The sequence below is a fragment of the Vibrio sp. 3-2(1) genome (genome assembly GCF_963887575.1).
Taxonomy (GTDB): domain Bacteria; phylum Pseudomonadota; class Gammaproteobacteria; order Enterobacterales; family Vibrionaceae; genus Vibrio; species Vibrio anguillarum.
Genome location: NZ_CAWPGB010000011.1, coordinates 1 through 24,170 on the forward strand (window position 1 = coordinate 1; position 24,170 = coordinate 24,170).

Annotated in this window: 19 protein-coding genes; 6 read left to right on the plus strand and 13 right to left on the minus strand. The window is 43.1% G+C overall.

The window, feature by feature from the left end:
* Positions 1 to 4,122, plus strand: a 4,122-nt coding sequence (locus AACQ79_RS02715) for a VCBS domain-containing protein (protein WP_170898311.1), incomplete at its 5' end; no start/stop codon positions are given.
* 60 nt (positions 4,123 to 4,182) lie between these two features.
* Here AACQ79_RS02715 and AACQ79_RS02720 read toward each other — a convergent pair.
* Positions 4,183 to 5,376 (minus strand): class I SAM-dependent methyltransferase, encoded by a 1,194-nt coding sequence (locus tag AACQ79_RS02720; RefSeq protein WP_170898314.1) that lies wholly within the window; start codon positions 5,374 to 5,376, stop codon positions 4,183 to 4,185.
* Positions 5,377 to 5,595: 219 nt separating this feature from the next.
* On the opposite strand from AACQ79_RS02720, the gene yccX reads away from it, so the two are divergent.
* Entirely contained in the window at positions 5,596 to 5,874 is a 279-nt protein-coding gene (gene yccX, locus AACQ79_RS02725; RefSeq protein ID WP_170898316.1) for an acylphosphatase, read from the plus strand.
* 55 nt (positions 5,875 to 5,929) lie between these two features.
* Here the strand turns inward: yccX and AACQ79_RS02730 are convergent, their stop codons facing one another.
* The 6 genes from AACQ79_RS02730 to AACQ79_RS02755 all read right to left on the minus strand — a co-directional run bounded on the left by AACQ79_RS02730 (position 5,930) and on the right by AACQ79_RS02755 (position 11,451).
* The gene (locus AACQ79_RS02730; protein WP_170898318.1) at positions 5,930 to 6,259 is read right to left on the minus strand and encodes a TusE/DsrC/DsvC family sulfur relay protein; all 330 of its coding nucleotides are present in this window, start codon (positions 6,257 to 6,259) and stop codon (positions 5,930 to 5,932) included.
* Between the two features lie 126 nt (positions 6,260 to 6,385).
* On the minus strand, positions 6,386 to 7,054 hold the full coding sequence (locus tag AACQ79_RS02735) for a Bax inhibitor-1 family protein (protein WP_170898327.1): 669 nt from the start codon (positions 7,052 to 7,054) through the stop codon (positions 6,386 to 6,388).
* A gap of 206 nt (positions 7,055 to 7,260) precedes the next feature.
* Positions 7,261 to 8,028 carry an amino acid ABC transporter ATP-binding protein gene (locus AACQ79_RS02740; protein ID WP_013856933.1) on the minus strand — a complete coding sequence of 256 codons (768 nt, stop codon included), beginning with the start codon at positions 8,026 to 8,028 and terminating at the stop codon, positions 7,261 to 7,263.
* A gap of 20 nt (positions 8,029 to 8,048) precedes the next feature.
* Complete coding sequence (locus tag AACQ79_RS02745) at positions 8,049 to 9,146, minus strand: amino acid ABC transporter permease (protein ID WP_026028006.1); 1,098 nt, start codon at positions 9,144 to 9,146, stop codon at positions 8,049 to 8,051.
* Position 9,147: 1 nt separating this feature from the next.
* Positions 9,148 to 10,353 (minus strand): amino acid ABC transporter permease, encoded by a 1,206-nt coding sequence (locus tag AACQ79_RS02750; RefSeq protein ID WP_017044681.1) that lies wholly within the window; start codon positions 10,351 to 10,353, stop codon positions 9,148 to 9,150.
* Between the two features lie 69 nt (positions 10,354 to 10,422).
* Positions 10,423 to 11,451, minus strand: a complete 1,029-nt coding sequence (locus AACQ79_RS02755) for an amino acid ABC transporter substrate-binding protein (protein ID WP_026027113.1) — start codon at positions 11,449 to 11,451, stop codon at positions 10,423 to 10,425.
* Between the two features lie 457 nt (positions 11,452 to 11,908).
* On the opposite strand from AACQ79_RS02755, the gene AACQ79_RS02760 reads away from it, so the two are divergent.
* Entirely contained in the window at positions 11,909 to 12,829 is a 921-nt protein-coding gene (locus tag AACQ79_RS02760; RefSeq protein WP_170898329.1) for a precorrin-2 dehydrogenase/sirohydrochlorin ferrochelatase family protein, read from the plus strand.
* A gap of 118 nt (positions 12,830 to 12,947) precedes the next feature.
* Here AACQ79_RS02760 and AACQ79_RS02765 read toward each other — a convergent pair whose 3' ends face one another.
* Both AACQ79_RS02765 and AACQ79_RS02770 read right to left on the minus strand, forming a co-directional pair.
* A complete protein-coding gene (locus AACQ79_RS02765; protein WP_010319065.1) occupies positions 12,948 to 13,430 on the minus strand; it encodes a YajQ family cyclic di-GMP-binding protein in 483 nt (160 codons plus the stop codon).
* Between the two features lie 27 nt (positions 13,431 to 13,457).
* Positions 13,458 to 14,519, minus strand: a complete 1,062-nt coding sequence (locus tag AACQ79_RS02770) for a 3-deoxy-7-phosphoheptulonate synthase (RefSeq protein WP_026028836.1) — start codon at positions 14,517 to 14,519, stop codon at positions 13,458 to 13,460.
* A gap of 206 nt (positions 14,520 to 14,725) precedes the next feature.
* On the opposite strand from AACQ79_RS02770, the gene AACQ79_RS02775 reads away from it, so the two are divergent.
* Complete coding sequence (locus tag AACQ79_RS02775) at positions 14,726 to 15,616, plus strand: putative PEP-binding protein (protein ID WP_094143135.1); 891 nt, start codon at positions 14,726 to 14,728, stop codon at positions 15,614 to 15,616.
* 119 nt (positions 15,617 to 15,735) lie between these two features.
* Positions 15,736 to 16,215 carry a PaaI family thioesterase gene (locus AACQ79_RS02780; protein ID WP_017047658.1) on the plus strand — a complete coding sequence of 160 codons (480 nt, stop codon included), beginning with the start codon at positions 15,736 to 15,738 and terminating at the stop codon, positions 16,213 to 16,215.
* A gap of 14 nt (positions 16,216 to 16,229) precedes the next feature.
* Here AACQ79_RS02780 and AACQ79_RS02785 read toward each other — a convergent pair whose 3' ends face one another.
* The gene (locus AACQ79_RS02785) at positions 16,230 to 17,582 is read right to left on the minus strand and encodes a hypothetical protein (RefSeq protein WP_105977460.1); all 1,353 of its coding nucleotides are present in this window, start codon (positions 17,580 to 17,582) and stop codon (positions 16,230 to 16,232) included.
* A 98-nt stretch (positions 17,583 to 17,680) separates the two neighbouring features.
* On the opposite strand from AACQ79_RS02785, the gene AACQ79_RS02790 reads away from it, so the two are divergent.
* Positions 17,681 to 18,514, plus strand: coding sequence for a CvfB family protein (locus AACQ79_RS02790; protein WP_013856923.1), 834 nt, complete (start codon positions 17,681 to 17,683; stop codon positions 18,512 to 18,514).
* 204 nt (positions 18,515 to 18,718) lie between these two features.
* On the opposite strand, the gene rsmF is transcribed toward AACQ79_RS02790, so the two are convergent.
* The 3 genes from rsmF to AACQ79_RS02805 all read right to left on the minus strand — a co-directional run bounded on the left by rsmF (position 18,719) and on the right by AACQ79_RS02805 (position 24,144).
* Positions 18,719 to 20,140: a 16S rRNA (cytosine(1407)-C(5))-methyltransferase RsmF gene (gene rsmF, locus AACQ79_RS02795; protein ID WP_196360465.1), complete on the minus strand. Its 1,422-nt coding sequence runs from the start codon at positions 20,138 to 20,140 to the stop codon at positions 18,719 to 18,721.
* A gap of 112 nt (positions 20,141 to 20,252) precedes the next feature.
* On the minus strand, positions 20,253 to 22,892 hold the full coding sequence (locus AACQ79_RS02800; protein ID WP_170898331.1) for an MlaD family protein: 2,640 nt from the start codon (positions 22,890 to 22,892) through the stop codon (positions 20,253 to 20,255).
* Positions 22,885 to 24,144 (minus strand): paraquat-inducible protein A, encoded by a 1,260-nt coding sequence (locus AACQ79_RS02805; protein ID WP_013856919.1) that lies wholly within the window; start codon positions 24,142 to 24,144, stop codon positions 22,885 to 22,887. The genes AACQ79_RS02800 and AACQ79_RS02805 overlap by 8 nt, the downstream gene beginning before the upstream one ends.
* Between the last annotated feature and the right edge of the window lie 26 nt (positions 24,145 to 24,170).

Below are 24,170 nucleotides of genomic sequence, written 5' to 3' on the forward strand. Positions count from 1 at the left end.
AAGTGGACCTACGTGCTGGATAACAGCAACGAGAAGGTCGACGCGTTGAACGAGAACCAGACTCTGACTGAAACCTTCACGGTGAAATCGGAAGACGGCACAGAGCAACAAGTGACCATCACCATCAATGGTGCGAACGATAAGGCAGACATCCAAGGCGCGGTGAGCGGCAGCGTGACCGAAGACGCGGCGGATAACACCGCGACGGGCACCTTGACCTCAAAAGACGTGGACAACACCGACAACGAGTTCCAGGCGCAAACCGATGCGCCGGGCCAGTACGGCACGTTCAGTGTGGATGCGAACGGCAAGTGGACCTACGTGCTGGATAACAGCAACGAGAAGGTCGACGCGTTGAACGAGAACCAGACTCTGACTGAAACCTTCACGGTGAAATCGGAAGACGGCACAGAGCAACAAGTGACCATCACCATCACGGGCACCAACGACGCGGCGATCATCGCAATCTCAAGCATTGCTCCTCTCTCCGAGGAAGGCTTATCTGGTGGACTTCAAGATGATATTGGATCCTCAGATACAAGCGACGCAGTTAAGGCATCTGGCACCATCACAATTGATGATGTAGATAGCGATTCCGTAGAGATCACTCTTTCGGGCCCGGTGGGCATCACGTCGGGAGGTATGGAAGTCGTTTGGGAATGGGATGCTCAAAATCACAAGCTGATAGGCTCTACATTTGGGAGTGATTCTAAATCCGTTATTGAAATCGAACTTACTGCTCCTAATGCAAGTGGCAAGGGCGAGTGGAACTATACAGTCACTTTACTCAACCCTGTCGACCATCCAGATGGCTCCCAAGAAGATACACTGAGTTTAGATCTTGGTGTATTTGTTTCAGATGGGCAAACCACAACGGAAAGCAAATTATCGATTATCATTGAAGACGATGCACCTAGCAATCATGTGATGGAGCCAGTTGCTGCCACAGTAACTGATATTCCTGATGTGTTAATTGGCCAGTTTGATCTAACGGGTTACCGTGGTGATAGGACTACTATTGATGGTGGTCAATTTACGATTACTGCAAAAGGCTTCTCTTCAGCTTTATCGTCCACTTTGGTTAGTGCAAATATTAATGGTGACAGCGAAGGTATCGGCGTTAGTAGTAAGGGTTCTCCGTACCATAATCTTGCTAATGAAGTTGATTTTCGTAAGTTTTCAGATGGCAGTTCTGCATCCGAAGAGTTGGTTATTAAACTCGATCCTAACACGGTAGCTTATGGTGCGAAAATTGAGTTCAGCAAAATGTTTGGCGGTGAAGGCGAAAGCGGGATTGTTGAGTTTTGGCGAGATGGAAAGCTGATTGCAACTCAAAGTTTTACCTCTGATGAAAACCGTGGAGATTACGCTAAAGACTTTTCTGTGCAACAGGGTGGTTTTGATACGATGGTTATCAAAGCTACTGATAATGGTCACTCGTTCAATCATAAAGATAATAGTGACTTTACCGTTAAAAATATCGAGTTTCTTGGTTTGGATGCGCCGCAGCCAATTGCTTATGGTTCTGGTGTCGTTGAACCGCAATGGGGGGCCGATGGTCGAGGGGCACTGCAATTAGTTGGCCTGGATGAATCTGCGACACTCAAAACGGTTACTGGCTCTGACATTACTGTTGGATTAGTAGGAGCAAATACTCTTACTGGTAAAGATGCAGAAGGGCATTTAGTCTTCAAACTCGAGTTTACACCGACAACGGGAAAATGGGAGTTTTACCAGTATCAAAATATACAATCGCCGTCAGGTGATGGAGATATTGATTTCCAAGTGAAAGTTACTGATGCCGATGGTGACAGTGCTGTGCTTGGTTTTGCGGTCAAGCCTGTGTCTCCACCGGTTATTGGTGAATTGACGCTCAATGTTTCTGAAGAAGGATTACAAGGCGGGATTGCGGATGACGCATCTATCACTGGTTCACAAGACACGACTAACCAGACCTCAGTGGAAGGGCAGCTTAATATTGCGAACACCTCTGAGCTTTCTATGGGGATTCCGGTTGGTACTTACACTTCTAATGGTGTAGCTATTACCTGGAACTTATCTTCGGATAAACAGAGACTGATTGGAACGGTTGCTGACAATAAAGTGGTCGAAATTACCGTAGATAACCAAGGCAAGGTGACTAGTCAGTTGCATGCTGTATTCGACCACACGAATAATGGTGGAGAAGATGACCTTGTGATTGATATTCCCATTGAAGCACAAAATTCAAGTGGTATTTCGAGCACAAGTACAATCACCATTGTTATCGAAGATGATGCCCCTATCGCTAATGCGGATGTTGCTTCAATCAATGTATTAGCCGATTCATTTAATTTTAACGGTGTTTCGGCTAAGTGGAGCAATATCGCAGGTGGTTCAAATATTACAATTTATGATTCGCGCGATGCTGACCCTGATTTAGACCAAGTACGCTGGGGAACGAGTGCAGGGTATGGGCAATCAGGGTATGGTTTTATTGATAACGATAGTGGATTGGCTGGAAACATAGCTCTCAATGAGCTAGTCCAACTAGGAACCTTTACTCACTATAATTACCCTATCTATGACTCGATTACGGGGGCAACACTAGATGTAACGTTTTCAGTAACCGATGCTTATGGTCGAGTAACGCCTGTGACGATTACGGTGAATTTTGCCCATAACGAAACACCAAATAATCAGTCTGATCCAAGGGATATCATTACTATTGAAAGTCAATCTGTGACTTTTGAATTTGAAGGTAAGATGTATACAGTTGAAGTCTTAGGTTTTGTTGATAAAAACGGTAATGTTATCAACTCGATAAAGACAGACGAAAATGCATCCAACCAGTTTGACTTGGTGGCAAAGATTGTTGAAGGAAGTGGTTACCATTTGCCAAGTGCTTTAGGTAATGTAATGCATAACGATTTGCACGGTGCCGATGGGTCATTGACGGTCATAGGGTGTGTGAATGGAGAAACATCAAGCAGTATTAATACCGGTGTTGGCACTAAGGTTATTGGTTTGTATGGCGAGCTGATTCTGATGGCTGATGGTAGCTATACTTATCAAGTGACTGAGGATGCCTCTAAGATCCCCCTCAACGCACAGGAAGTTTTTAGTTATACCGTGAGAGATAATGATGGTGATGCTGCCAATAGTACTTTAACGATTTCGGTCAACGCTGTAGATAAAAATGGTGTACCCGTAGGTTTACCATTGACGGTTGAAGGCAATGATTTAAATGACATGATAGTTATTAGAAATGGTGAAAACTCACAGCACCCAGATAGATTCGATGTTGCTTTTGGGGGTAATTTGTTAGGTACAGTACGTGATGTTCATGGCAATGAAAACCATATTCACGTCGGGCAAGGTTATAATAATGGCTCTCAAAACCAAACTGTTAGTGGTGGATCGGGGAACGATCATATTGAGACGGGCTCTGGAAATGACGTCATTTATGCAGGAATGACGGGATCTCATGGTTACAGTAGTGATGATGATTTGGAACTTTCTGCGTCTGAGATTGCCAATCATCACGTAATGACAGGCAATCTTTCTGGCACTGATTCAATGTTAGATAATGATGGTTTGTTATTATCGAACGATGTATCAAGCCGTAATGCTGACGTTGTTAATAGCGGTAGTGGCAATGATCGAATATTTGGTCAATCTGGCTCTGATATCCTTTTTGGTCATACTGGTGATGATTATATTGATGGTGGTTCTCACAACGATGGTTTGAGAGGTGGTGAAGGTAACGACACCCTTATTGGCGGCCTTGGTAGTGATATCTTAACGGGTGATAGTGGCGCAGACATATTCAAATGGGTTGAGATGGAAACCGCGACTGACCGCGTTACTGACTTCCATCGTTCGGAAGGGGATTCGTTAGATTTTTCCGATTTGTTTGAAGATATGACCAAAGATGAGATCACAGCATTGCTTGATGGACTGGGTGGTGTAGATCATCAAGGTGTTGCGGACGATGTATCTATCCGTGTTACAGGAAATGAACATGAATCGCACCTAACGATTGTTAAGTCAGGTCAAACATTGACCGTGGACTTTGATGGTGCGTCAGCTGCGGATATCACCAGTAGCTTGATGGATAACCTAAACCATTTAAAGGACTAAAATAACGAAAACCGGAGCTTGATAAGAGCTCCGGTTTTTCTTGCTGTCTATAAATACGGCTTACAAGACCTTACAAGCGAACCCTTTTAGATAAAACCCTTCAGGGTAGGCTGAATCTGTTAAGTGGTCAGCGGCTTGCTCGAACCTTTCAACAAATTTAACGCTACGACCTGCATCGAGCGCCGCGTCCGCAATGATTTTTTGGAAGAGATCGGTGCCCATAAGGCCAGAGCATGAATAGGTGAGTAAAGTGCCACCCGGTTTTAAAATTTGCATTGCCAACATATTGATGTCTTTATAACCGTTTGCACCGGAGATCAGGTTATTTTTACTCGATACGAACTTAGGTGGATCCATAATCACCACATCAAACAGCGTTCCTTGATCACGGTATTCTCGCAATAATTTGAAAACATCGGCATTTAAAAATACAGCGCGTTTTTTGGAGATATCGAATTGATTGATCTCTGCATTGTATTTGGCGGTATCTAATGCAGGTTGTGAGACGTCGGCATTAATTACACGTTTGGCACCGCCTTTAAGAGCATACAAACCGAAGCCTCCGGTATAACCAAAACAGTTAAGGACATCTTTATCCTTCACATATTTTATTGATTTCTGGCGGCTGTCACGTTGGTCTAGGTAAAAGCCTGTTTTATGTCCACCAACAATATCGACGCTAATTTTTACGCCATTTTCTTCGATAATGACTGATTTTGGCGGCTCATCGCCATGCAGCACGCCCATGCGCTCTTCCAAACCTTCTTTTTTACGAACGGCAACATCTGAACGTTCGTAAACATGGCACTCTGGGAAAACGATTGTCAGCGCTTTAACAATATTCGTTTTATGGTATTCAGCTCCTGCGCTAAGCAGTTGGCACACTAAGTAATCTTGATACTTATCGATAGTAATTCCTGGCAGCCCATCAGATTCTGCCGCAATCAGCCTAAAGCCCGTAAGACCATCTCGTTCAATAATATCCTGGCGGACTAACAGTGCATCTTCGATTCGTTTCACAAAGAAATCGACATTGATCTCCTGTTTCTCAAAGCTCCAAACGCGAGCACGAATTTGAGAGGTAGGTGAATAGGCTGCTTTTGCCAACCACTGATTATCATGAGCATAAACGTCGACAGTTTCTCCAAGGCTAGGCTCACCTTCTACCTTGTTGATCCCTCGGGAAAAAACCCATGGATGTTTACGGCGCAAAGATTTTTCACGGCCTTTGACTAGATAGATTGCAGCTGTCATACATTACTCGATGAATATTCAAAATGGGGGCGTATTTTCATAGAAAAGGTTGTGGAAAGCAAACAAAGAGCGAGCTTCAAACGTAAATAAAGGAAATTGTTTGGGGAGAGTGTCTATGGGATGTACATCAAATTAACCCATTGTCATTTCTTTCATTATAGTGAACGACGCATTTTAGTAGATAAATGATTGAGTATTTAAACATAGAGAGGGATCCAAATGGCTCAACAGTGCGACAAGTTTATCGTGGCAGGCAGGGTCCAAGGGGTTGGTTTTCGTTATCACACCGCTCATCAAGGACTAAAGCTAGGCTTAACAGGCTATGCTAAAAATTTACATAACGGCGAGGTTGAAGTCATCGCCATTGGAAATAGTGAAAATTTGGAGCAGTTTTATCAGTGGCTTCAACAAGGCCCCAAAACGGCGAAAGTAATGTCGGTGTCGCGTGAATCACTTCTTTCTTATACTGAAAAATATAGCGGATTCGAAATACTTTAAAAGTAGCACCGCTTTGTACTTTGTATGGTTAAGTTGCTTGGAGCTTAGTTTCGCACTACAAGCATTTGGCAGGTTTTGGTAACCCAGCAAGTTTAGTTGCTTGTTTGGCCGGGCCTTTTTTAAAGAGTTTGAACAGATATTTACTATTGCCTTTTTCTGGACCATGCGCTTTTGCCATGGCTTTGACTAACATACGTACTGCGGGTGAAGTATTAAACTCTTCATAAAAGTGGCGCACGAACAAAATGACTTCTAGATGAGCGTCGGTTAACTCGATATCTTCCTGATTGGCCAGTGTCTGGATCATTCCTTCTTCCCATTGGGTATGGTCTAGGAGGTAACCCTGAGTATCAGTTTCGACGGTTTTACCATTGTATTCAAACATCTTTATTACTCGATTAAAAATCCGCGTTTAGGGTAGCGTAGTTAATGTGTGATCTCAACTGTTTAGAAAGCCAAAAGCCCGCAAGCTGTGGCTTGCGGGCTCGTTTGGACAAAATGTCGACGTAAATTAGTCGTCGTTCATAATGCCTAAAATAGCCAATAAGCTTGTGAACAAGTTCAAAATATTTAGATACATTGAGATGGTAGCACTAATGTAGTTTGTCTCTTCACCTCGTACGATGCGGCTTGTGTCAAATAGGATAAAACCAGAAAACACGAGCGCCGCAATGCTGCTGATCGCAAGTTGGCCAACGGTAGAACCAACAAAAATATTAATAATCGCCGCAACGATGACAATAATGAGGCCTGCCATTAAAAAACTTCTCATGAACGAAAAGTCTTTTTTAGTCGTAATGGTATAAGCGGATAAGCCCATAAAAACAAGGCCAGTAAGACCGAGTGCTTGAGCAATAATGCTAGAGCCATTCGGGATTGCCGCATAGTGATTAAGCATTGGTCCCAGAGCACCGCCCATTAATGTGGTGAACACAAATGTCCACACTATACCAGAAGAAGAGTTAATGGCTTTAGGCATCACGAAGAATAGAATACCGATTGCTCCCAACTGCATAGCGAGTGCCATGAATGGTGAAATCTGCATTGCCATTGTTGCCATCGCAGCAATAGCACTAGTGATAAGAGTCATTGAAAGCAAGAAGTAAGTATTCTTCAACACTTTATTAGTTTGTACTGTGCTCTCTAAGCTAGCTGAGCGAGTAAACATAGGGCTGTTCATAATCTTCCTCGTAAGGGTTTATGTTTGTTTGTACATTTATGGGGCTGAATGAGCTAAAAAGCAAGCCCTGTATCGTATTTGTTTTGTGTAAATTTTAATAAAAATAGTCACTTAAATGTTAAAGAATGTGTAACACCATGTGTCTATGCTCATAAACAAAGAGAGAGGTGATGTTCACCTCTCTCTCTTTGTTGGTCGTTAATCCATTAATGATGGAGAATTTGAGAGAGAAAATTGCGCGTTCTATCGGATTGAGGATTTTCAAAAAATTCAACAGGGTTATTTTCTTCAATGATCTCACCAGCATCCATGAAAATAACGCGATCGGCCACTTCTTTAGCAAAGCCCATCTCATGGGTAACACAAAGCATCGTCATGCCTTCTCCTGCGAGTTCAACCATAACATCTAATACTTCCCGTACCATTTCTGGGTCAAGTGCAGATGTTGGTTCATCAAATAACATAATCTGTGGGTTCATGCACAATGAGCGTGCAATCGCAACTCGTTGCTGCTGACCGCCAGAAAGTTGACCGGGATATTTGTCTGCTTGATCAGGAATCTTTACGCGTTCCAAGTACTTCATCGCAACCGCTTCAGCTTCTCCTTTAGGCATCTTTTTTACCCAAATTGGAGCGAGTGTACAGTTTTCTAACACGGTTAAATGTGGAAAAAGATTGAAATGTTGGAAGCACATACCGACCTCGCGTCGCACGGCTTCGATATTTTTAAGATCTTCCGTCAGTTCGTTTCCCGCGACGACGATTTGTCCTTTTTGGTGCTCTTCCAAGCGGTTAATACAGCGAATCATGGTCGATTTTCCTGAGCCTGAAGGGCCACAAATAACGATCTTTTCGCCTTTTTTAACGGTAAGATTGATGTTCTTTAGTACATGAAATTCACCGTACCATTTATTCATATCATTAATCTGAATCATGATTTCTTCAGAAGGTGCGAGGTTGCGTTGCTGCGTCATAATACGTCCTTGATTTGTAGTTATCGTTTGTGACCAGTATGGAGTTTGTTTTCAAGCCATATCGAATATCTAGACATAGAAAAGCAGAACACCCAGAACACTAACGCGACAAATATATAACTTTCAGTAGAAAAGCCTAACCAATCCGGATCGGTATTGGCAGCTTGTCCAATACCGAGCACGTCAAACATCCCGATAATGAGTACTAAGCTGGTATCTTTAAATAGGCCAATGAAGGTATTAACGATAGATGGGATCGTGATCTTCAGTGCTTGCGGCAAAATAATCAAACCGACTTTTTTCCAGTAACTTAAACCTAACGCATCGGCGGCTTCGTATTGACCTTTAGGTATCGCTTGTAAACCACCACGAACCACTTCTGCCATATAAGCCGAACTGAACATGACCACCCCAATTAATGCTCTAACCAATTTATCCGTTTCCGAGCCTTGCGAGAGAAACAGAGGCAGCATAACGGATGCCATAAACAAAACTGTAATCAGTGGCACACCTCTCCAAACCTCGATGTAAACGGTACATAGGCTGCGAATAATGGGCATCTCGGAACGCCGGCCCAACGCCAGTACAACACCAATCGGTAACGAAACAACAATCCCAACTAAGGCAATGATCAGCGTAACTAATAAGCCTCCCCACTTATGCGTTTCAACCACTTCTAGGCCGAAAAAGCCGCCATAGAGTAACGCCGCGATAAGAAATGGGTAGATGTTGACAAAAAACAACCAAATCCACGTTTTTTTCGGTGTATTTTCATAGGCGAGCAACGCACTAAAAATAGCAAGAGTGAAATAGAAGAGGCGAGGTCGCCATAGCTCAGCTTCTGGATAAAATCCATACATAAACTGATCCCAGCGTACGCTAATAAACACCCAACACGCCCCCTCACGAGTGCAATCACTACGTTGTGTACCTACCCAATCTGCATTAATAATCGCCCAATCGACAGTATGCCAAACAAGCCAGAAGGCGAAATACCCTAAGATCAGTGTAACGATGGAATTGAGTGCGTTATTAAAAAGATTTTTGCGCAGCCACCCAATGAAGCCAACGGTATTGGCTGGCGGTGGCAAGTTAGGTTGAAACTGATGTACTTTCATCTTATCTCTCCACCAAAGCAACTTTACGGTTATAGATATTCATTAATGCCGATGTCGTCAAACTGAGAGTGAGGTAAACACCCATAGTCATCGCAATAATTTCAATCGCTTGACCCGTTTGATTGAGCGTTGTGCCGGCAAAAACAGAAACCAAATCAGGGTAGCCAATCGCCATCGCTAATGATGAGTTTTTGGTTAAGTTCAGATATTGGCTGGTGAGTGGCGGAATGATGATGCGCAGCGCTTGAGGAATGACCACGAGTTTTAATGTTTTTGAACGAGATAATCCTAATGACATTGCTGCTTCGGATTGGCCATGGCTCACCGCATTAATGCCAGAACGGACAATTTCGGCAATAAATGCGGCCGTATAAATACTTAGTGCAATCAGCAGTGCGGCTAACTCAGGGATAATACTGATGCCACCTTGGAAGTTGAACCCTTGCAGTTGTGGATACTCTGCTGACACTGGACGGCCCATAGCAAAGTACACAATGACAGGAAGTAGTATGCACAAGATAGCCGCAATTCTACCCATAGGCGTCTGCTGACCTGTTAAACGCTGTTTGTTTCGAGCCCAAATGCCAATAATTAAGGTAGTTAGTAAGCCAGCAAGAAAGGCAATAAAGATAAATGTGCTGCCACTTTCGAAAATGGGAGCAGGGAAGAACAGACCACGTACATTGAGAAAAATAGAATCCCCTAACTGCATGCTTTGCCTAGGCGATGGTAGAGCCTGTAACACGGCAAAATACCAAAAGAAAATTTGCAGTAATAAAGGAATATTACGGAAGATTTCTATATACACAGCAGCAAGTCGACTGACTAACCAGTTGGAAGAGAGACGAGCAATACCGATAAAAAAACCTAAAAGGGTGGCAAATACAACGCCTAAAAAAGAAACTAGCGCGGTATTGAGTAAACCTATGATAAAAGTTCGCCCATAACTAAAGGTTTCATTGTATTCGATCAAAGTAAGGCCAATCCCAAAGCCAGCTTCTTGATCTAGGAAGTCAAACCCCGTGGCAATGCCTCGAGAGCTTAAGTTAGAAAGTGCATTGGTCACAATGGTGTAAAAGAAAAAAACCAGAACGAGAACAGCAATAATTTGAAAGGCGACTGAACGAAAAGTAGGATTGTAGAACAAATTTGCGCTTTTAGCCGAGGGAGCTCCTGAGCTAGCCGCAATAGTTTTAGTAGGTTTCATACAACTATAACCTCAAATCCATTTTTCCAAAAAGGCGGTTAAAACCGCCTATTTGGGATTGTGTGACTATTAACGAAGTGGTGGAGCGTACATAAAGCCGCCAGCATTCCACAACGCATTTGCACCTCGTGCGATTTGCAGTGGAGAACCTTTACCTACAGTGCGTTCAAAACTTTCACCATAGTTACCGACTTGTTTTACAATTTGGTATCCCCAATCATCGCGAATGCCCAAACCTTTACCTTTAGGGCCGTCCAGGCCAAGTATGCGTTTGATATTAGGATCGCTAGATTTAAGCATTTCATCTGCATTTTTTGAGGTAATACCGTACTCTTCTGCGTTAACCATCGCATTGAGAGTCCATTTCGCCACGTTAAACCACTTGTCATCATCTTGACGAACAACGGGCCCAAGTGGTTCTTTAGAAATGATTTCAGGTAATACAACCGCGACGTTAGGATCAGTTAAGTTCAAACGTAGCGCATACAAACCAGATTGGTCGGTTGTTAGAGCATCGCAACGGCCCGCGTCAAAACCTTTTGAGGTTTGCGCTGCTGTATCGAATACCACTGGTTTGTATTTCATGCCCGTGTTGCGGAAGTAGTCCGCCAAGTTCAGCTCAGTAGTTGTACCAGATTGGACACAAACCGATGCCCCATCAAGCTCTTTTGCACTTTTCACTCCTAGGTCTTTTTTCACCATGAACCCTTGACCGTCATAATAGTTTACGCCGACAAAATTAAGGCCGAGTGCTGCGTCGCGTTGGAGCGTCCAGGTTGTATTGCGCGAAAGAACATCGATTTCACCTGATTGTAGGGCGGTAAACCGTTCTTTTGCTGTGAGTGGAACATATTTTACTTTCGATTTGTCACCAAGAACTGCTGCGGCAAGTGCCTGGCAATATTCAACATCAATGCCTTCCCATTCCCCTTTTGAGTTCGGGTTGGAAAAGCCTGGTAGACCAGTGCTCACACCACAAGTAATAAAACCTTGCGAAAGTACTTTATCTAAAGTGCTATCTGCTGCTGAAGCTGTCGTCGCCATCATGGCAGTAGAAGCTGCTACAACAGAAGCAAGAACAGTGAGTTTATTCGCCATTTGTATCCTTCCTGTATGATCCATGTTAAACCAGGTGACACCTGATACAACGTACTAAAAATGTTGTTGTGTAGCTTTCCAAGTTGTATTTGCATGCAATCGCACATTTACAAATCAACCGTTTATAAGCGTAGGTAATGATTTGTATTTTCTCAAATTAGTAATTTGAAAGATTTTTGATTAGATTCACAAACCTAAGCTGCAGCTAGAATGAACAAATGTTGCACGATTGTAAATAGTGCAACCATGTTCAATAGTGGGGCAACAGAATAGAAGCAGTATATTTCTCTTTTAACGTAAAATTAACAATTGTGTCATTAGTATGTTGTCAGGATTTTCAACTGTCTAATGACGAAAATTTGGTTGATAATTATTTAGCAGCATTTAATTAGTGTCGAAGATGCCCTATTTTTGGTAGCATCAAGCGAATAGTTATCTAGATTATTCATGGAATGAAATGCAGTATTTTCCTCTGTTTTTGAATTTATTGGGCAAACCAGTACTGGTTGTGGGTGGGGGCGAAGTCGCCTGTCGAAAAGTAGAAGCATTGATTCGAGCTGGGGCTCAAGTCACCGTCGTATCACCTAAGATTGAACGTTATCTTTTAGAACTGGTAGAGCAGAATCGTTGCCAATGGGTTCAAAACTTTTATTCATCAGAACTATTAACGAAAGAATACTGGCAGGTATGGGCCACAACGGATAATCCGTCGCTTAACCACCAAGTGCATAAAGATGCAAGAAAGACAGGTGTTTTGGTCAATGTTGTCGATGATCAACCATACTGTGATTTTATTACGCCATCGATGGTAAACCGTGGGCGAATTCAGATCGCAATATCCAGTGGTGGTGCATCACCAGTGTTGGTGAGAAATATCCGAGAAACATTGGAAGCGGTTCTTCCGCAAAATCTCTCGTTGCTTGCTGATTTCGCTGCCTCCAAGAGAAATTCAATTAAACAATCACTCAATTCTGTCACTGCTAGAAGAAAGTTTTGGGAAGCCTTTTTAAGTGATTCCAAAACGGAAAATGCAGTAAGCCGTGAAGAATTAGAGCGTTTATACCAACAAGCTCTATTAGTACCTATAGAAGAATCAGCACAATGTACATGGATAAGCTGTGGCGATGATGTTGAAATGCTGCCGATCAAAGCCCTACGTTACATGCAAAGGGCAGAGGTGGTTTTTTATGAACAACATTCTCCTTTTGAATTGATTGATCTTGTTCGCCGTGATGCTGAAAGGGAAAGTTTTAAGAATGCCGCGCAACTTGCAGAAAAGCTTGAGCAAGCAAAGTCTGATTGCAAAAGAATATGTGTTTTATTGCCTATAAACACAACAGAGTACGCTTTGCTTGTGGGGAAAGACTTAATGTTGTAAGACGTTGGGTATTTATTCACCCAAGTCAGAGGGAAGAAATAGATTCATTGTAAATGATGACTATCAGTGATTGAAAAGCCACCTAATGAGGTGGCTTTGATATTTATTCGTGGTGTTGTTAGTCTCGAAAATTGTCATATTGGAATGGCTGGCCCATATCCGATTCACGCATGAGAGCGATCACTGACTGTAAATCATCTCTTTTTTTACCCGTTACTCTTACTTTCTCACCTTGAATGGATGCTTGGACTTTGAGCTTGGCATCCTTGATGGCTTTCACCACTTTCTTAGAGGTTAACGGGTCCAGTCCTTGTTTAAATTGGACATCTTTAAACCAGCGCTTGCCGGAATGTACGGAATCTTTCGCTTCCATCGCTTTGGCATCAACACCTCGTTTAGCGAGGTTACCACGTAAAATATCCATCATTTGACCCAATTGAAAATCATCTTCTGCAGACAGTTTTACAACTTCATCTTTGAGTTCAAATCCAGCTTCTACATTACGAAAATCAAAACGAGTAGAAAGCTCTCGGTTTGCATTATCGACAGCATTACGAAGTTCAACAGTATCGACTTCTGAAACGATATCAAAAGAAGGCATGGTGTTTCCTTATCTATTGCTTAGTATTTATTTTAAGTTACGGCGGTCAGTGATCGCTTGTGCCAGCATATCCAGCATAGTTGCTGTGTCATCCCATCCTAAGCATGGATCGGTAATCGATTGACCATAGGTGAGGTTATTTAAGTCATGCATTGGCTGATTACCTTCGATAATGAAGCTTTCAGCCATAATACCAGCAACGAAATCCTTACCTGTACGTATTTGTGTGCAGATGTCGGCCGTTACATCTATCTGTTTTCTATGCTGCTTTTGGCAATTCGCGTGGCTAAAATCTACGATGAGGCGCGGGGCTAAGCCGAATTCGATCAGTTGCTCGCAGGCTGCAGATACGGAGTCAGCGTCATAGTTTGTCCCTGTATCACCACCGCGTAAAATAACATGGCCAAAGGGGTTACCACTGGTACGATAAACGGTCATACGGCCATTTTTATCCGGTGAGTAAAAGTAATGCGATGCTTGGGCCGCTCGAATGGCATCAATAGCAATTTTGATGTTGCCATTCGTGCCATTTTTAAAACCGACAGGGCATGACAGCGCAGACGCCATTTCTCGGTGTATCTGAGATTCCGTAGTACGTGCACCAATAGCTCCCCACGTGATGAGATCTGCGATGTATTGCCCGGTGATCATGTCTAAAAATTCAGTCGCAGTAGCAAGGCCTAGCTTGTTGATATCTAATAATAATTTCCGTGCTTTATTGAGCCCTGTTTCCAGTGCATATGAACCATCCAGATTGGGATCCGTAATCAAACCTTTCCAGCCCACAACGGTGCGTGGTTTCTCGAAATAGGTACGCATGACGATAAACAGTTCATTTTTATATTGGTCTTGGATCGCACTCAAACGTTGAGCGTAATCCATTGCGGCTTCAGTGTCGTGTACTGAACACGGACCGACAATGACTAACAAGCGATCATCGTGACCAGTCAGAATATTTTCAATTTGACGGCGTGAGTTTGCGATGCGCTCTGCTACGTCGTCTGTGATCGGATGCGCATTTCCAAGCTCTGCCGGAGTCGGCATTGGGCCCAAGGCTTGAGTTCTTAATTCATCTGTTTTTAATGGCATGGTAAAGCCTGTACTCTTATTGCGAAGCGGTAAAGATAACGGAATTGGCAATAGGAATAAACTCCAAAACGGAAAACTTATTGCTTATCATCTGTAAGATGAAATTTTATTCATAAATTTATCATAAATATTTACTTTTACTTGAATTAATACTCGGCTATGGGTATTTTCCTGAGCAAGATAATTAAAAATGTAGGGAGTAATGAATGAGTTTGGCACAACATGATACGATCCACCCTCAGTTGATCTTAGGTGATGCCCTTCCAGCGGCAATTGAATCAAGTGGAAATGCCCAGCATTTGTATGTATCGCTGTCCGACATTATTTTAGATTCGTTGTTTTATCATCCTTCGATTGAGCAACATTTTGCGAATCTAACTGAACTTGAGCAAGGCTCTTTGCAATCCATTCTTGATGACAAAGCGGTGGCGGAGCATTTTACGTCAACCATTGTTGATAGAGTCGTGGCAGCGGTTCAAAAAAATCACACTACGATTCGTGTCTGTTTGAGTGATGCAGATAGTTACACTTATAAAGCGTTGATCGGTGGAAGTGTTGAAACGGATGAAATTAACCCAGCGATGGGAGTGCGTGGCGTATCGCGTTTTTCTTCCATCCAGTATGCGAAAGCGTTTAGTTATGAATGCGCTGTGATCAAGGCATTGCGCAAGCAAGGATTGAACATCGAAATTGTGGTGCCATTTGTTCGAACATTAAGTGATGCGGCTACGATCATTGACCGACTGGCAGAGCAGTCTTTACCTCGGAGTTTAGATGGTTTGAAAGTGCTTTATTCTTGCGATGTTCCATCAGCGGCATTATTGGCAGAGCGTTTGATGCACTATTTTGATGGTGTGGTCATCAACATCGATAACTTAACACAATACACATTAGGCATTGATAAAGAGAATCCCGAACTTTCCCATTTGTTTAATCCAGAGAGTGAGGCGGTCATCACGTTGCTCGATTTAGCATCAAAAGCGGCACGTCATGCGAATAAGCCGATTTTGGTCGTCACCCAAGCACTCGCAAGTTATCCAAAGCTGCAGGAGCACTTAGCTGAAAGTGTTCAGGCTGATGTTGTGGTAAAAATGTAATGATCTGATTTGGGCGCAGAATAGCTGCGCTCAACCCTAACTTTTTGTAACAACTTATTGACATTTCACAGCGTATACCTTGAACTGGTCCGACAACCATATTGAAAAGGTCAAGCCTCATGCTCTCCCCATTAACAAAAGCGAATCTTTACTTAAATCTGTTTGGTTTTTTAAAAGTGCCACTGATTTGGTCCTGCAGGCCAAAGATTTTAGTGCTAAATGAACGCTCTGTAGAAATCAGAATTCCACTTAAACGTCGCAATAAAAATCATTTAAATAGTATGTATTTTGGTGTGTTAGCCGTTGGTGCAGACGTAGCGGGCGGTTTTATGGCAATGCATAAAGCACAACAGCGTGGCTCCAAAGTATCGTTGGCGTTTAAAGCGGTTAGTGCGGAGTTTTTAAAAAGGCCGGAGGCGGATGTTCATTTTCATTGCCATGATGGCCAGCTAATAGACAGTATGCTTGATGAAACTATCGCAACCGGAGAGCGAGTCAATCAGACAGTAAAGATCATTGCAACCTGCCCTTCGTTGCATGGTGACGAGCCTATGGCGGAGTTTCATCTTACTTTATCGTTAAAGCGTATTGGTAAATAAGGCTGAACTAGAGACTACTCGCTTAATTCTATCGGTTCAATGTCGACAATCTTATTTCTATTTAAAACAATTTTCCAACGGTAGTAGCGGGGCTCTTCTTTATGGTTATCTTCTTTGATAATCAAGTTGAGCAAGTGCCGTTTTTCTACGGTTTCTCGACTCACTTGACCACCACTTAACTGATAAATGCGATTAGAGCCTTTGTCCATCAAACGGGTAATCGGGCGTAGATCAATGTGTAAAGTTTCGCGTGTTTCCTCATAGCCACTCATGAAGCGTGAGGTTGACATGGCCGTTTCTGAGCGATAGTGAAGTACCTGTTCCTCCCTTTGAACAATGCGTTTTTTTCGAATTGTCTTGATCCGGTCTGGTAATTTACTCAGGTTGGTATAATCAAGCCATTCAATTTTGTAACCCACAGATTTTCCGGTCGTTGGATCTATGTAACGACGCTTCCATTTAGGTTTTCCTTTACGGATCCAGCGCCACAGCATATCGCGTAAGTCATCTTTAAAGATCTCGCGTAATGCATAAACAAACGACATAGCGATGATAAAAGAGGCGGTGATTTCCCCCCAATAGTCGCGAGCTGTAATGGCGATGACGGTGACAAACAGCATCACAAGCCCAGTCGCGATGCCTTTTACGGCACGCTTCATATTATTACCTAAAGAGGTGACGTGTTCATTAAGCACAATGGGATGCTCGATTAAACGGCGTAGTAGGCGCATCTTGTTACTCAGCCGAGTGATGTCTTCCCCTGCCTTTGCCGAGTTGTAATTGTTAAGTTTACGATGTGCCTGTTCTTTTTCAACCAGTGTAATTAGACGCTCTTTGATGGTTTTATATTCACCATCGCGGTTCATGTGTGCGACTAGGGAAAGAAACTTTTGCTCAGTATACCAAGATAAATAGTTATCAATATTGGCGTAATAGCGTTTTAAGCTCTCTTCATAAGGAATGCTGCGGCGCAATCTTTTCAAAATATCTAAAGAGAGTTCAATGACACTATCAACTTCATCTGATGTGACGGTGTCACTCGTCGTATTGAGTTGTACTACAGCTTTATCTAGAGCGATAACATACTGATAAGCAAATAAACTCAAACTGACTCGATACTGAGTAGAAGAGAGATGGCCTCGTTGTGCAAGCCGGCTGTGTACTAAGGGCAGTAACGTTTTATCACTGTAATACGCACGCTCTTGATGGATGAAGCTATAGTAAAAGTCAGATTCAGGAAGTATTTCGGGTGTTAGACCTAAATCACCGGGAATGAATAGGTAAATGTCTAGATCAAGTTCTTTGCTCTGAGACATGGCATGTGAAATTTTAAGCGTGATGGCATCTTGCTTATCGACATTAACCAAAGAAAGCTCCTGAAAAAATGCTTATTTTTCCCTTGAATGCAGGAAAGGATAACAGAGATCACGTATAATCTCTGCAAAATTGAGGTGAGACATAGTAAATGATTAACGTTGGTCAAATAAACAGTTTAGAAGTCGTAAAGATTGCTGATTTCGGCGTATTTTTGGATGCTGAAGATTTTGGAACCACTTTACTGCCTAAACGATTTACCCCAGATGGGGTTGAATTGGGGCAGAAAATAGACGTATTTTTGTATTTCGATTCAGACAATCAACTTGCCGCGACGACTGAAAAACCGATTGCAAAAGTAGGCGAGTGGGGATTGATGAAAGTTCAGGGTGTGAATAGCACTGGTGTTTTTGTTGATTGGGGTCTGAAGGGTAAAGATTTATTGGTGCCTTACAGCGAACAGCGTGCTCGTTTTAAAGAAGGACAAATGATTTTAGTGTATGTCTACACTGATAAGGCTTCCGGCCGCATCGTAGGCACAACTAAATTCAACAAGTGGCTGGACAAAACCCCTGCAAACTATACGCAGAATCAGCAAGTTGATCTATTAATTGCAGAACACTCAGAACTCGGATACAAGGCCATCATCAATGGTGAGCACTGGGGGATGATTTTCCCATCAGATGTGTTTGGTAAGTTGTTTATTGGTAAGACCTTAAAAGGCTATATCAAAAATATCCGTGAAGATGGAAAAATTGACCTAGCTCTGCAAAAAATTGGCGTAGCAAAAATGGATGAGCTAAGCACTAAGATCATAGAGTTACTTGAGAAAAAGGGTGGTTTTCTTCCATTAAGTGATAAATCGACACCAGAAGCTATTTTTTCGATGTTCCGTACCAGTAAGGGAACCTTTAAGAAGAGTATTGGTGGTTTGTACAAGCAGGGAAAAATTACCATTGGGGAAGATGGAATTCATCTTGTATAGCTGAGGCGTCCACCTCCTGTTGCAATTTATTTTCCTTGACGATAAAAAAAGGCCCAAAACTTTTCCGTTTTTGGGCCTAGGGGAATGGCTCATTTGAGCCTACGCTAATCATTAAAATAGTCGTACTTATGCTTCCCTGTAAGTATAGTTGTTATCGCTAGAAGTGCGCGTGTTTTCTAGATTTTTGTCCTATTTTGGGGCGTGTTAAAACAAATTTTTATCTTTAACGAGTTCTCTTGGTAAACCATTTTTTATGCGGTTTCCTACCCATTTTCCTAGGCCAATCACATCGTTACCGAGTTTAACCAGCACTTCGCCAGTGCCAGTTTGTAGTGCTGGTCTGACATCTCTGCCCATGTACCAATCTCGCGCTTCTTCAATCGATAGTGTGATACAGTTTGATTCGTTACCAGTCGCTAATGATGTAGCGACTTGATGTTGCCAGCGATAACCTTTTTTATGTGTTTCAGCGATTTTTATCCCCATGCGAGAGAAGCGGAATTTGCCGAGCATAGGTTCCAGTGCGTTTGGAAATAACCATACATCATTATCACGTAGCCAGACACTGGTATCATCGGGGATCACAACTTCAAACGTTTTCATGAGTTGATCCGCGATCTCTTGTGTGAGTTTAAGGTTGGCTTTCGCAAAAGGAAATTGACCTAAGCGTTTGTTGACTTCAGGGTGGGGTACAGAGCTAAGTTTACGGATTTTTGCAACAAAAAAACCTTCACAATCATAAGTTTGAGGGAATATATGCAAGAACCCTTCGTCTGTAATCGCTGCTTTTGCATCCTCAAACAATGAGCTAAGGGAAACAAATTCAACTGATTGTGGATATTTTTCTTTTAGATGCAAGCACACTTGTTGGTTCTCTTCTGTGCTCAATGTACAGGTTGAGTAGACCATCACACCGCCGGGCTTTAAAGCTTGAAACGCACTTTCAATCAAATCTTTTTGTGTTGTGGAAATCGACAATACAGATTCTTTGCTCCAGTTTTTCATCGCATCAGGATCTTTACGGATGGTACCTTCTCCTGAGCATGGCGCATCTATTAACACCGCATCAAATTGTTCCGGTAACCAACCGCCAAAGACTCGACCATCAAAATTGCTCAGTGCACTGTTACGTACACCGCAGCGTTCGATATTAGCATGCAGCACTTTAACACGGCTGGCTGAAAATTCGTTGGCGACTAATACGCCTTCATTTTCCATACACGCCGCAATTTGCGTTGTTTTTGAACCCGGAGCCGCCGCCATGTCGAGTACTGAATTGAACGATTCACCGCCAGTGAAAAGAGCGGATACTGGCATCATAGAACTGGCTTCTTGAATGTAAAAAAGACCTGCCATATGTTCGGCGGTATTACCTAAAGGTACGACAGACTCGTCGGCTTCAATCCAAAAACCCGTATTACACCAAGGCACTGGTGATAAAGCCCATCCTTTTTCTACGGCACGTTGACAAAAACTATCGACAGAGATTTTTAGCGTGTTGACTCGGATACTTTTACGCAAAGGACGCTGGCAAGCTGCAATAAAATCACTCATCGTTAGATGTGTGGGCAGTATCGCTTCAATTGTCGCAAGAAAAGGTTCAGGTAGGGTTATATTGGCGTGCAAAGCAGTATCTCGTCTGGGAGTTGAGGCCGGATTATATAAGAATCGTGATGAGATCAAAATAATAAAAAATGCAGCCGATCAGCTGCATTTTATAAGAATCAAGGTTAACCCTTTAAGGTTTTGGTATGGCTGTTCGCCATTGATGCCATTCTGGTTTGGCTTCAGGATATAAGTAAAATGCTTGGCCTTGTTTAGCGATAGGCTGTAGCTGTTTTTGCTCTGGAGTGGCAAATGTAATTCCGCCTTTCATGATGCTATCTAACGTGCCTGCTTTTATATTTGCACCAGATAAACCGATGGATACATCGACGCCAGAAGTGTTCCAAAATACGCTATTGCTGCGAACCAGATAAGCGAACTCTTTTTGGATTTCAATGGTAAACATGACGCGGTCTGCAAAGTCTCCTAGAGCAACATGGGTTACTTTGCCCACTTCCATTTCACGGTAGAGAACCGGGCTATCTTCAGTCACTGATCCTCGTGTTTCACTTTGTAAGGTGAATTCAATACCGAGTGCTTGTTGTGGCTGTTTTTCTAGTTCAAATTGATACTGCACATCGCCAAACCCAGGTTGGACCTCAATGCTGGAACTGAGTAAGTTTTGCAGATTTTCAACACCATTGAAGCCAATCTTAGTTTTCGCTACCCAAAAGTGAGAGCCATTTCTGGCAATGCCTAATGCGTAGCTAGGCTCAATTCTCGCTTGGAGTGTAACTTGGTTTGTCTTGAAATCGGGTGTTACAGAAACAACCTCTCCCACAGTGATATTGTTATATTTGATGGATGTTCCTATCGTAATGCCAAAGGATGAATCGGCCGTTAAGATGATTTCTTGGCCCGCCTTACGTGCTTGATCGTAGCTGTCATAGAGCTTCCACAAATTCTGATCTTTGTTATCAATGCCTTGCAACGAATCAAATGCAATGCCTCCTTGAATTAATGTTTTTAAAGGAGCGGCTTTGACTTTTACGCCTGCAAGTGTTGCATTAATTTCGACGCCAGAACGGTTCCAAAAAACAGTTTGATTCGTAATCAGATGGCGATATTGATTCTCTATTTTGACCTCGATTTTCACACCTTCTTTCGTGAGCTTAAAGCCAAAAACACTGCCTACTTGAAGATTACGGTATAGGAGCGGGCTGCCCGGATTGATGGGAGGAAGCTCGTCGGCAAAAAGAGTCAGTGTCTGTGAGCCGCTTTGATTATATTTTGCAAGCTCAGCTAAGGATTTACTTTGATATAGCGGGTATTCATTACTCGCATTTTCAGCGCCTTCGCTGATGAAACTGATTGAGCCGGCGAGCAGTTGTTTGGCAGGAGGGATCGAAACATTAAGGCCTGATTCGGTGAGCTCTGCGGTGGCCGAGCCTGTAATGTAAAAACGATTCTGTGAGCGTATGAGTGATGAGTACTCTTCATCAATCAGCGTATTGAGCACAACACTGTCTTGCTGCAACTTTACGTCAATTACTGAACCTACCGCGATACCTCGATACAAAATCTGGCTGCCCACATCTAAGCCATATGAGCTTTCCGCTGTAAGTTTGATAGCAATCGATTTTGCTTGTGACTGATTAAATTCAAATTGGCGAATTGCAGTGAAACTTCTGGCCTTTTCGCCCTTGCCAGGAATGAGTGTCAAGTAATTCCCTTTGATCAAATTACCGATGTTCTCAACTCCAGAGAGTGAGACTTTGGCTTCTTCCAACACAAAACGGCTTCCCGAATTGAGCATATCACTAAAAGCCGGTTGGATAGCGGCAGAGGCGATGATCTGTTGGTGACTTTTACTGAGCTGCAATTCCGTGATTTGGCCGACTTCTATTCCTCGGTAAATGATGGGGGCACCGGTTTGGTTAATATTATGCTGATCGGGTAGGGTGATTTTCACAGGGATACCACGCCCTGCGGTTTTTAAATCGCGATAGAGACTAAATTGGGTATTTTGTTCAACAGGCTCCCCACCGTCCGGTGAATCGACGGCAATTGAACCACCGATTAATGCACTTAAACTTTCTAAGCGGACGTCAACACCTTCAAAGCCAATGCTTGCACCAACACCGCTGACATTCCAAAAACGGCTTTCATTGGTAATAATGTGGCGATACTCGTCTTTTATCGAGGCTTGAATGAGTACCGACTTTGCATCGTCATCGAGTTTGTAGTTAAACACTTCACCAATCGGAATTTTTTTATAGACGATTTGTGAGCCAACAGAAATACCTCCGAGATCGCGAGCCTTTAGAGAAATGATAAGCCCTTGATTAGGCAGTAGATCAGAAGGTGCACCATCTAAAGCACTAAACACTTTATCGTGTTCAGCTGAACTATTTTCGTTACCCGGTTGAATCGCAATATAGTTTCCTGAAACCAATGCATCTAAACCTGAAACGCCAGATAAACTGGCCGTTGGCTTCACTAACCAAAATCGGGTATTGTCATTGAGTAACTGAGTAGCTTCTGGATAAATATCGGCTTCCACATAGATGTTTTCTAATCCTTCGGACAGTTTAATATCTCTTACCATGCCGACTTCGAGCCCTTGGTAGCGAATTGTTGTTCGCCCTGCGACTAAGCCTTGTGCGTCCGAAAAATAGATCTGGATTCGTTCGCCAGCATCGTGAATGGCTTTAACGACTAACCAACCTGCGAGCGCCATGGTGAGTATGGGCAGTATCCACAAAGGTGAGATGCCCCTGTTTCGCTTAACATCGGGAGTGTATGAGGGCTGGCTTGAAATTTGTTTACTCATGTGAAGGCTCGTTTTGGTCTGCGATTTCTGGGTAATTATCCCAGATGAGTCTTGGGTCCATACTTTCCGTGGCGAGCATGGTGAGTACAACCACCAAGCCAAAGGCAACGGCTCCATAACCGGGAGTGAAGTCGAGAATTTGACCGCGATCAACCAGTGTCAACATAATTGAGATGACAAACAGATCCATTACCGACCATTTGCCGATCCATTTAATCGCGAAATAAATGTTCATTCTCTGACGGTGGTAAACCGTTCGCTTAAATTTAATCGCCAGTAATAGATAGGTCAGGCCGAATATTTTTACAATAGGCACGATTATACTGGCCACAAAAATGATGATTGCAATTCCGACCATACCACTATTAATCAGTGACGCAACACCAGAGAAAATGGTGTCTTCTAATCGCTGTCCGTTGGTAATTAAAATCGATATTGGAATCAGGTTCGCGGGGAAAATAGCGACACTTGCTGCAATTAAATAGGCCCAAGTTCGTTGTATCGAGTTGGGTTTCCGGTGATATAATTTTTGCGCGCAACGCACGCAGTGCGTATTTTCTGGTTGTGAAAGATGGCAATGGTGGCAATGCACCTCTTTACGCTCGAAGGCATATTGATTCTCTGGCTGCCACGCTTGCCAATAGCGCCTTACGCTAACTCGAGTCGCTAGCAATACGGTTGCCAGTTGCAGCAAAACTAAACCATACAACCCCACACCGATAAAAATGTCGGAATAATCTTGAAGTTTAAAACAAGATACCGCCACGCTGACTAAAAAAACATCGAGCATTACCCATGCTTTTAATCGCTGAATAATGATCAGTGAGCCACGCAGTAGATGAAACCATCGATAACGCAAGGCGATATGAGCGGTCACTACGGAACCACACACTAAAAGTGGCGCAATAGAGCTGCAAAATAGCACCAATAAAGCGAGCGCTCCAAAGCCCTCTTCAGCCAGCGCAAAGACACCGGATGGCAAGGTGGCGGGGATCATCACCCCAACCAAGCGAATACTGATGAATTCAAAAAAATGAGAGGGGATAAACAGTAACAAGCAAGTGATGGCGACGGCTAAATCCCCAGATAAAGAGGGAGATCCACCGCGGTACAGTTGGGTACCGCAGCGTGGACAATAGGCACTTTTTCCATGCTCAACCTCGACGAGATCAACGGCCAATTCACAGCCGTGACACAACCTCACGCCGTTAGGTGATTGTGGATGTTGAATAAGCGCTGAATGTTGAGACAAACAATCATCCTAATTTATTGTTACCC

Bases quoted from the DNA above. Each gene is read 5' to 3' on its own strand.
- AACQ79_RS02750 (WP_017044681.1), bottom strand. From the start codon at position 10,353: ATGAAACCTACTAAAACTATTGCGGCTAGCTCAGGAGCTCCCTCGGCT.
- AACQ79_RS02760 (WP_170898329.1), top strand. From the start codon at position 11,909: ATGCAGTATTTTCCTCTGTTTTTGAATTTATTGGGCAAACCAGTACTG.
- AACQ79_RS02745 (WP_026028006.1), bottom strand. From the start codon at position 9,146: ATGAAAGTACATCAGTTTCAACCTAACTTGCCACCGCCAGCCAATACC.
- AACQ79_RS02720 (WP_170898314.1), bottom strand. From the start codon at position 5,376: ATGACAGCTGCAATCTATCTAGTCAAAGGCCGTGAAAAATCTTTGCGC.
- AACQ79_RS02775 (WP_094143135.1), top strand. From the start codon at position 14,726: ATGAGTTTGGCACAACATGATACGATCCACCCTCAGTTGATCTTAGGT.
- AACQ79_RS02790 (WP_013856923.1), top strand. From the start codon at position 17,681: ATGATTAACGTTGGTCAAATAAACAGTTTAGAAGTCGTAAAGATTGCT.
- AACQ79_RS02755 (WP_026027113.1), bottom strand. From the start codon at position 11,451: ATGGCGAATAAACTCACTGTTCTTGCTTCTGTTGTAGCAGCTTCTACT.
- yccX (WP_170898316.1), top strand. From the start codon at position 5,596: ATGGCTCAACAGTGCGACAAGTTTATCGTGGCAGGCAGGGTCCAAGGG.
- AACQ79_RS02780 (WP_017047658.1), top strand. From the start codon at position 15,736: ATGCTCTCCCCATTAACAAAAGCGAATCTTTACTTAAATCTGTTTGGT.
- AACQ79_RS02765 (WP_010319065.1), bottom strand. From the start codon at position 13,430: ATGCCTTCTTTTGATATCGTTTCAGAAGTCGATACTGTTGAACTTCGT.
- AACQ79_RS02730 (WP_170898318.1), bottom strand. From the start codon at position 6,259: ATGTTTGAATACAATGGTAAAACCGTCGAAACTGATACTCAGGGTTAC.
- AACQ79_RS02735 (WP_170898327.1), bottom strand. From the start codon at position 7,054: ATGAACAGCCCTATGTTTACTCGCTCAGCTAGCTTAGAGAGCACAGTA.
- AACQ79_RS02770 (WP_026028836.1), bottom strand. From the start codon at position 14,519: ATGCCATTAAAAACAGATGAATTAAGAACTCAAGCCTTGGGCCCAATG.
- AACQ79_RS02740 (WP_013856933.1), bottom strand. From the start codon at position 8,028: ATGACGCAGCAACGCAACCTCGCACCTTCTGAAGAAATCATGATTCAG.
- AACQ79_RS02800 (WP_170898331.1), bottom strand. From the start codon at position 22,892: ATGAGTAAACAAATTTCAAGCCAGCCCTCATACACTCCCGATGTTAAG.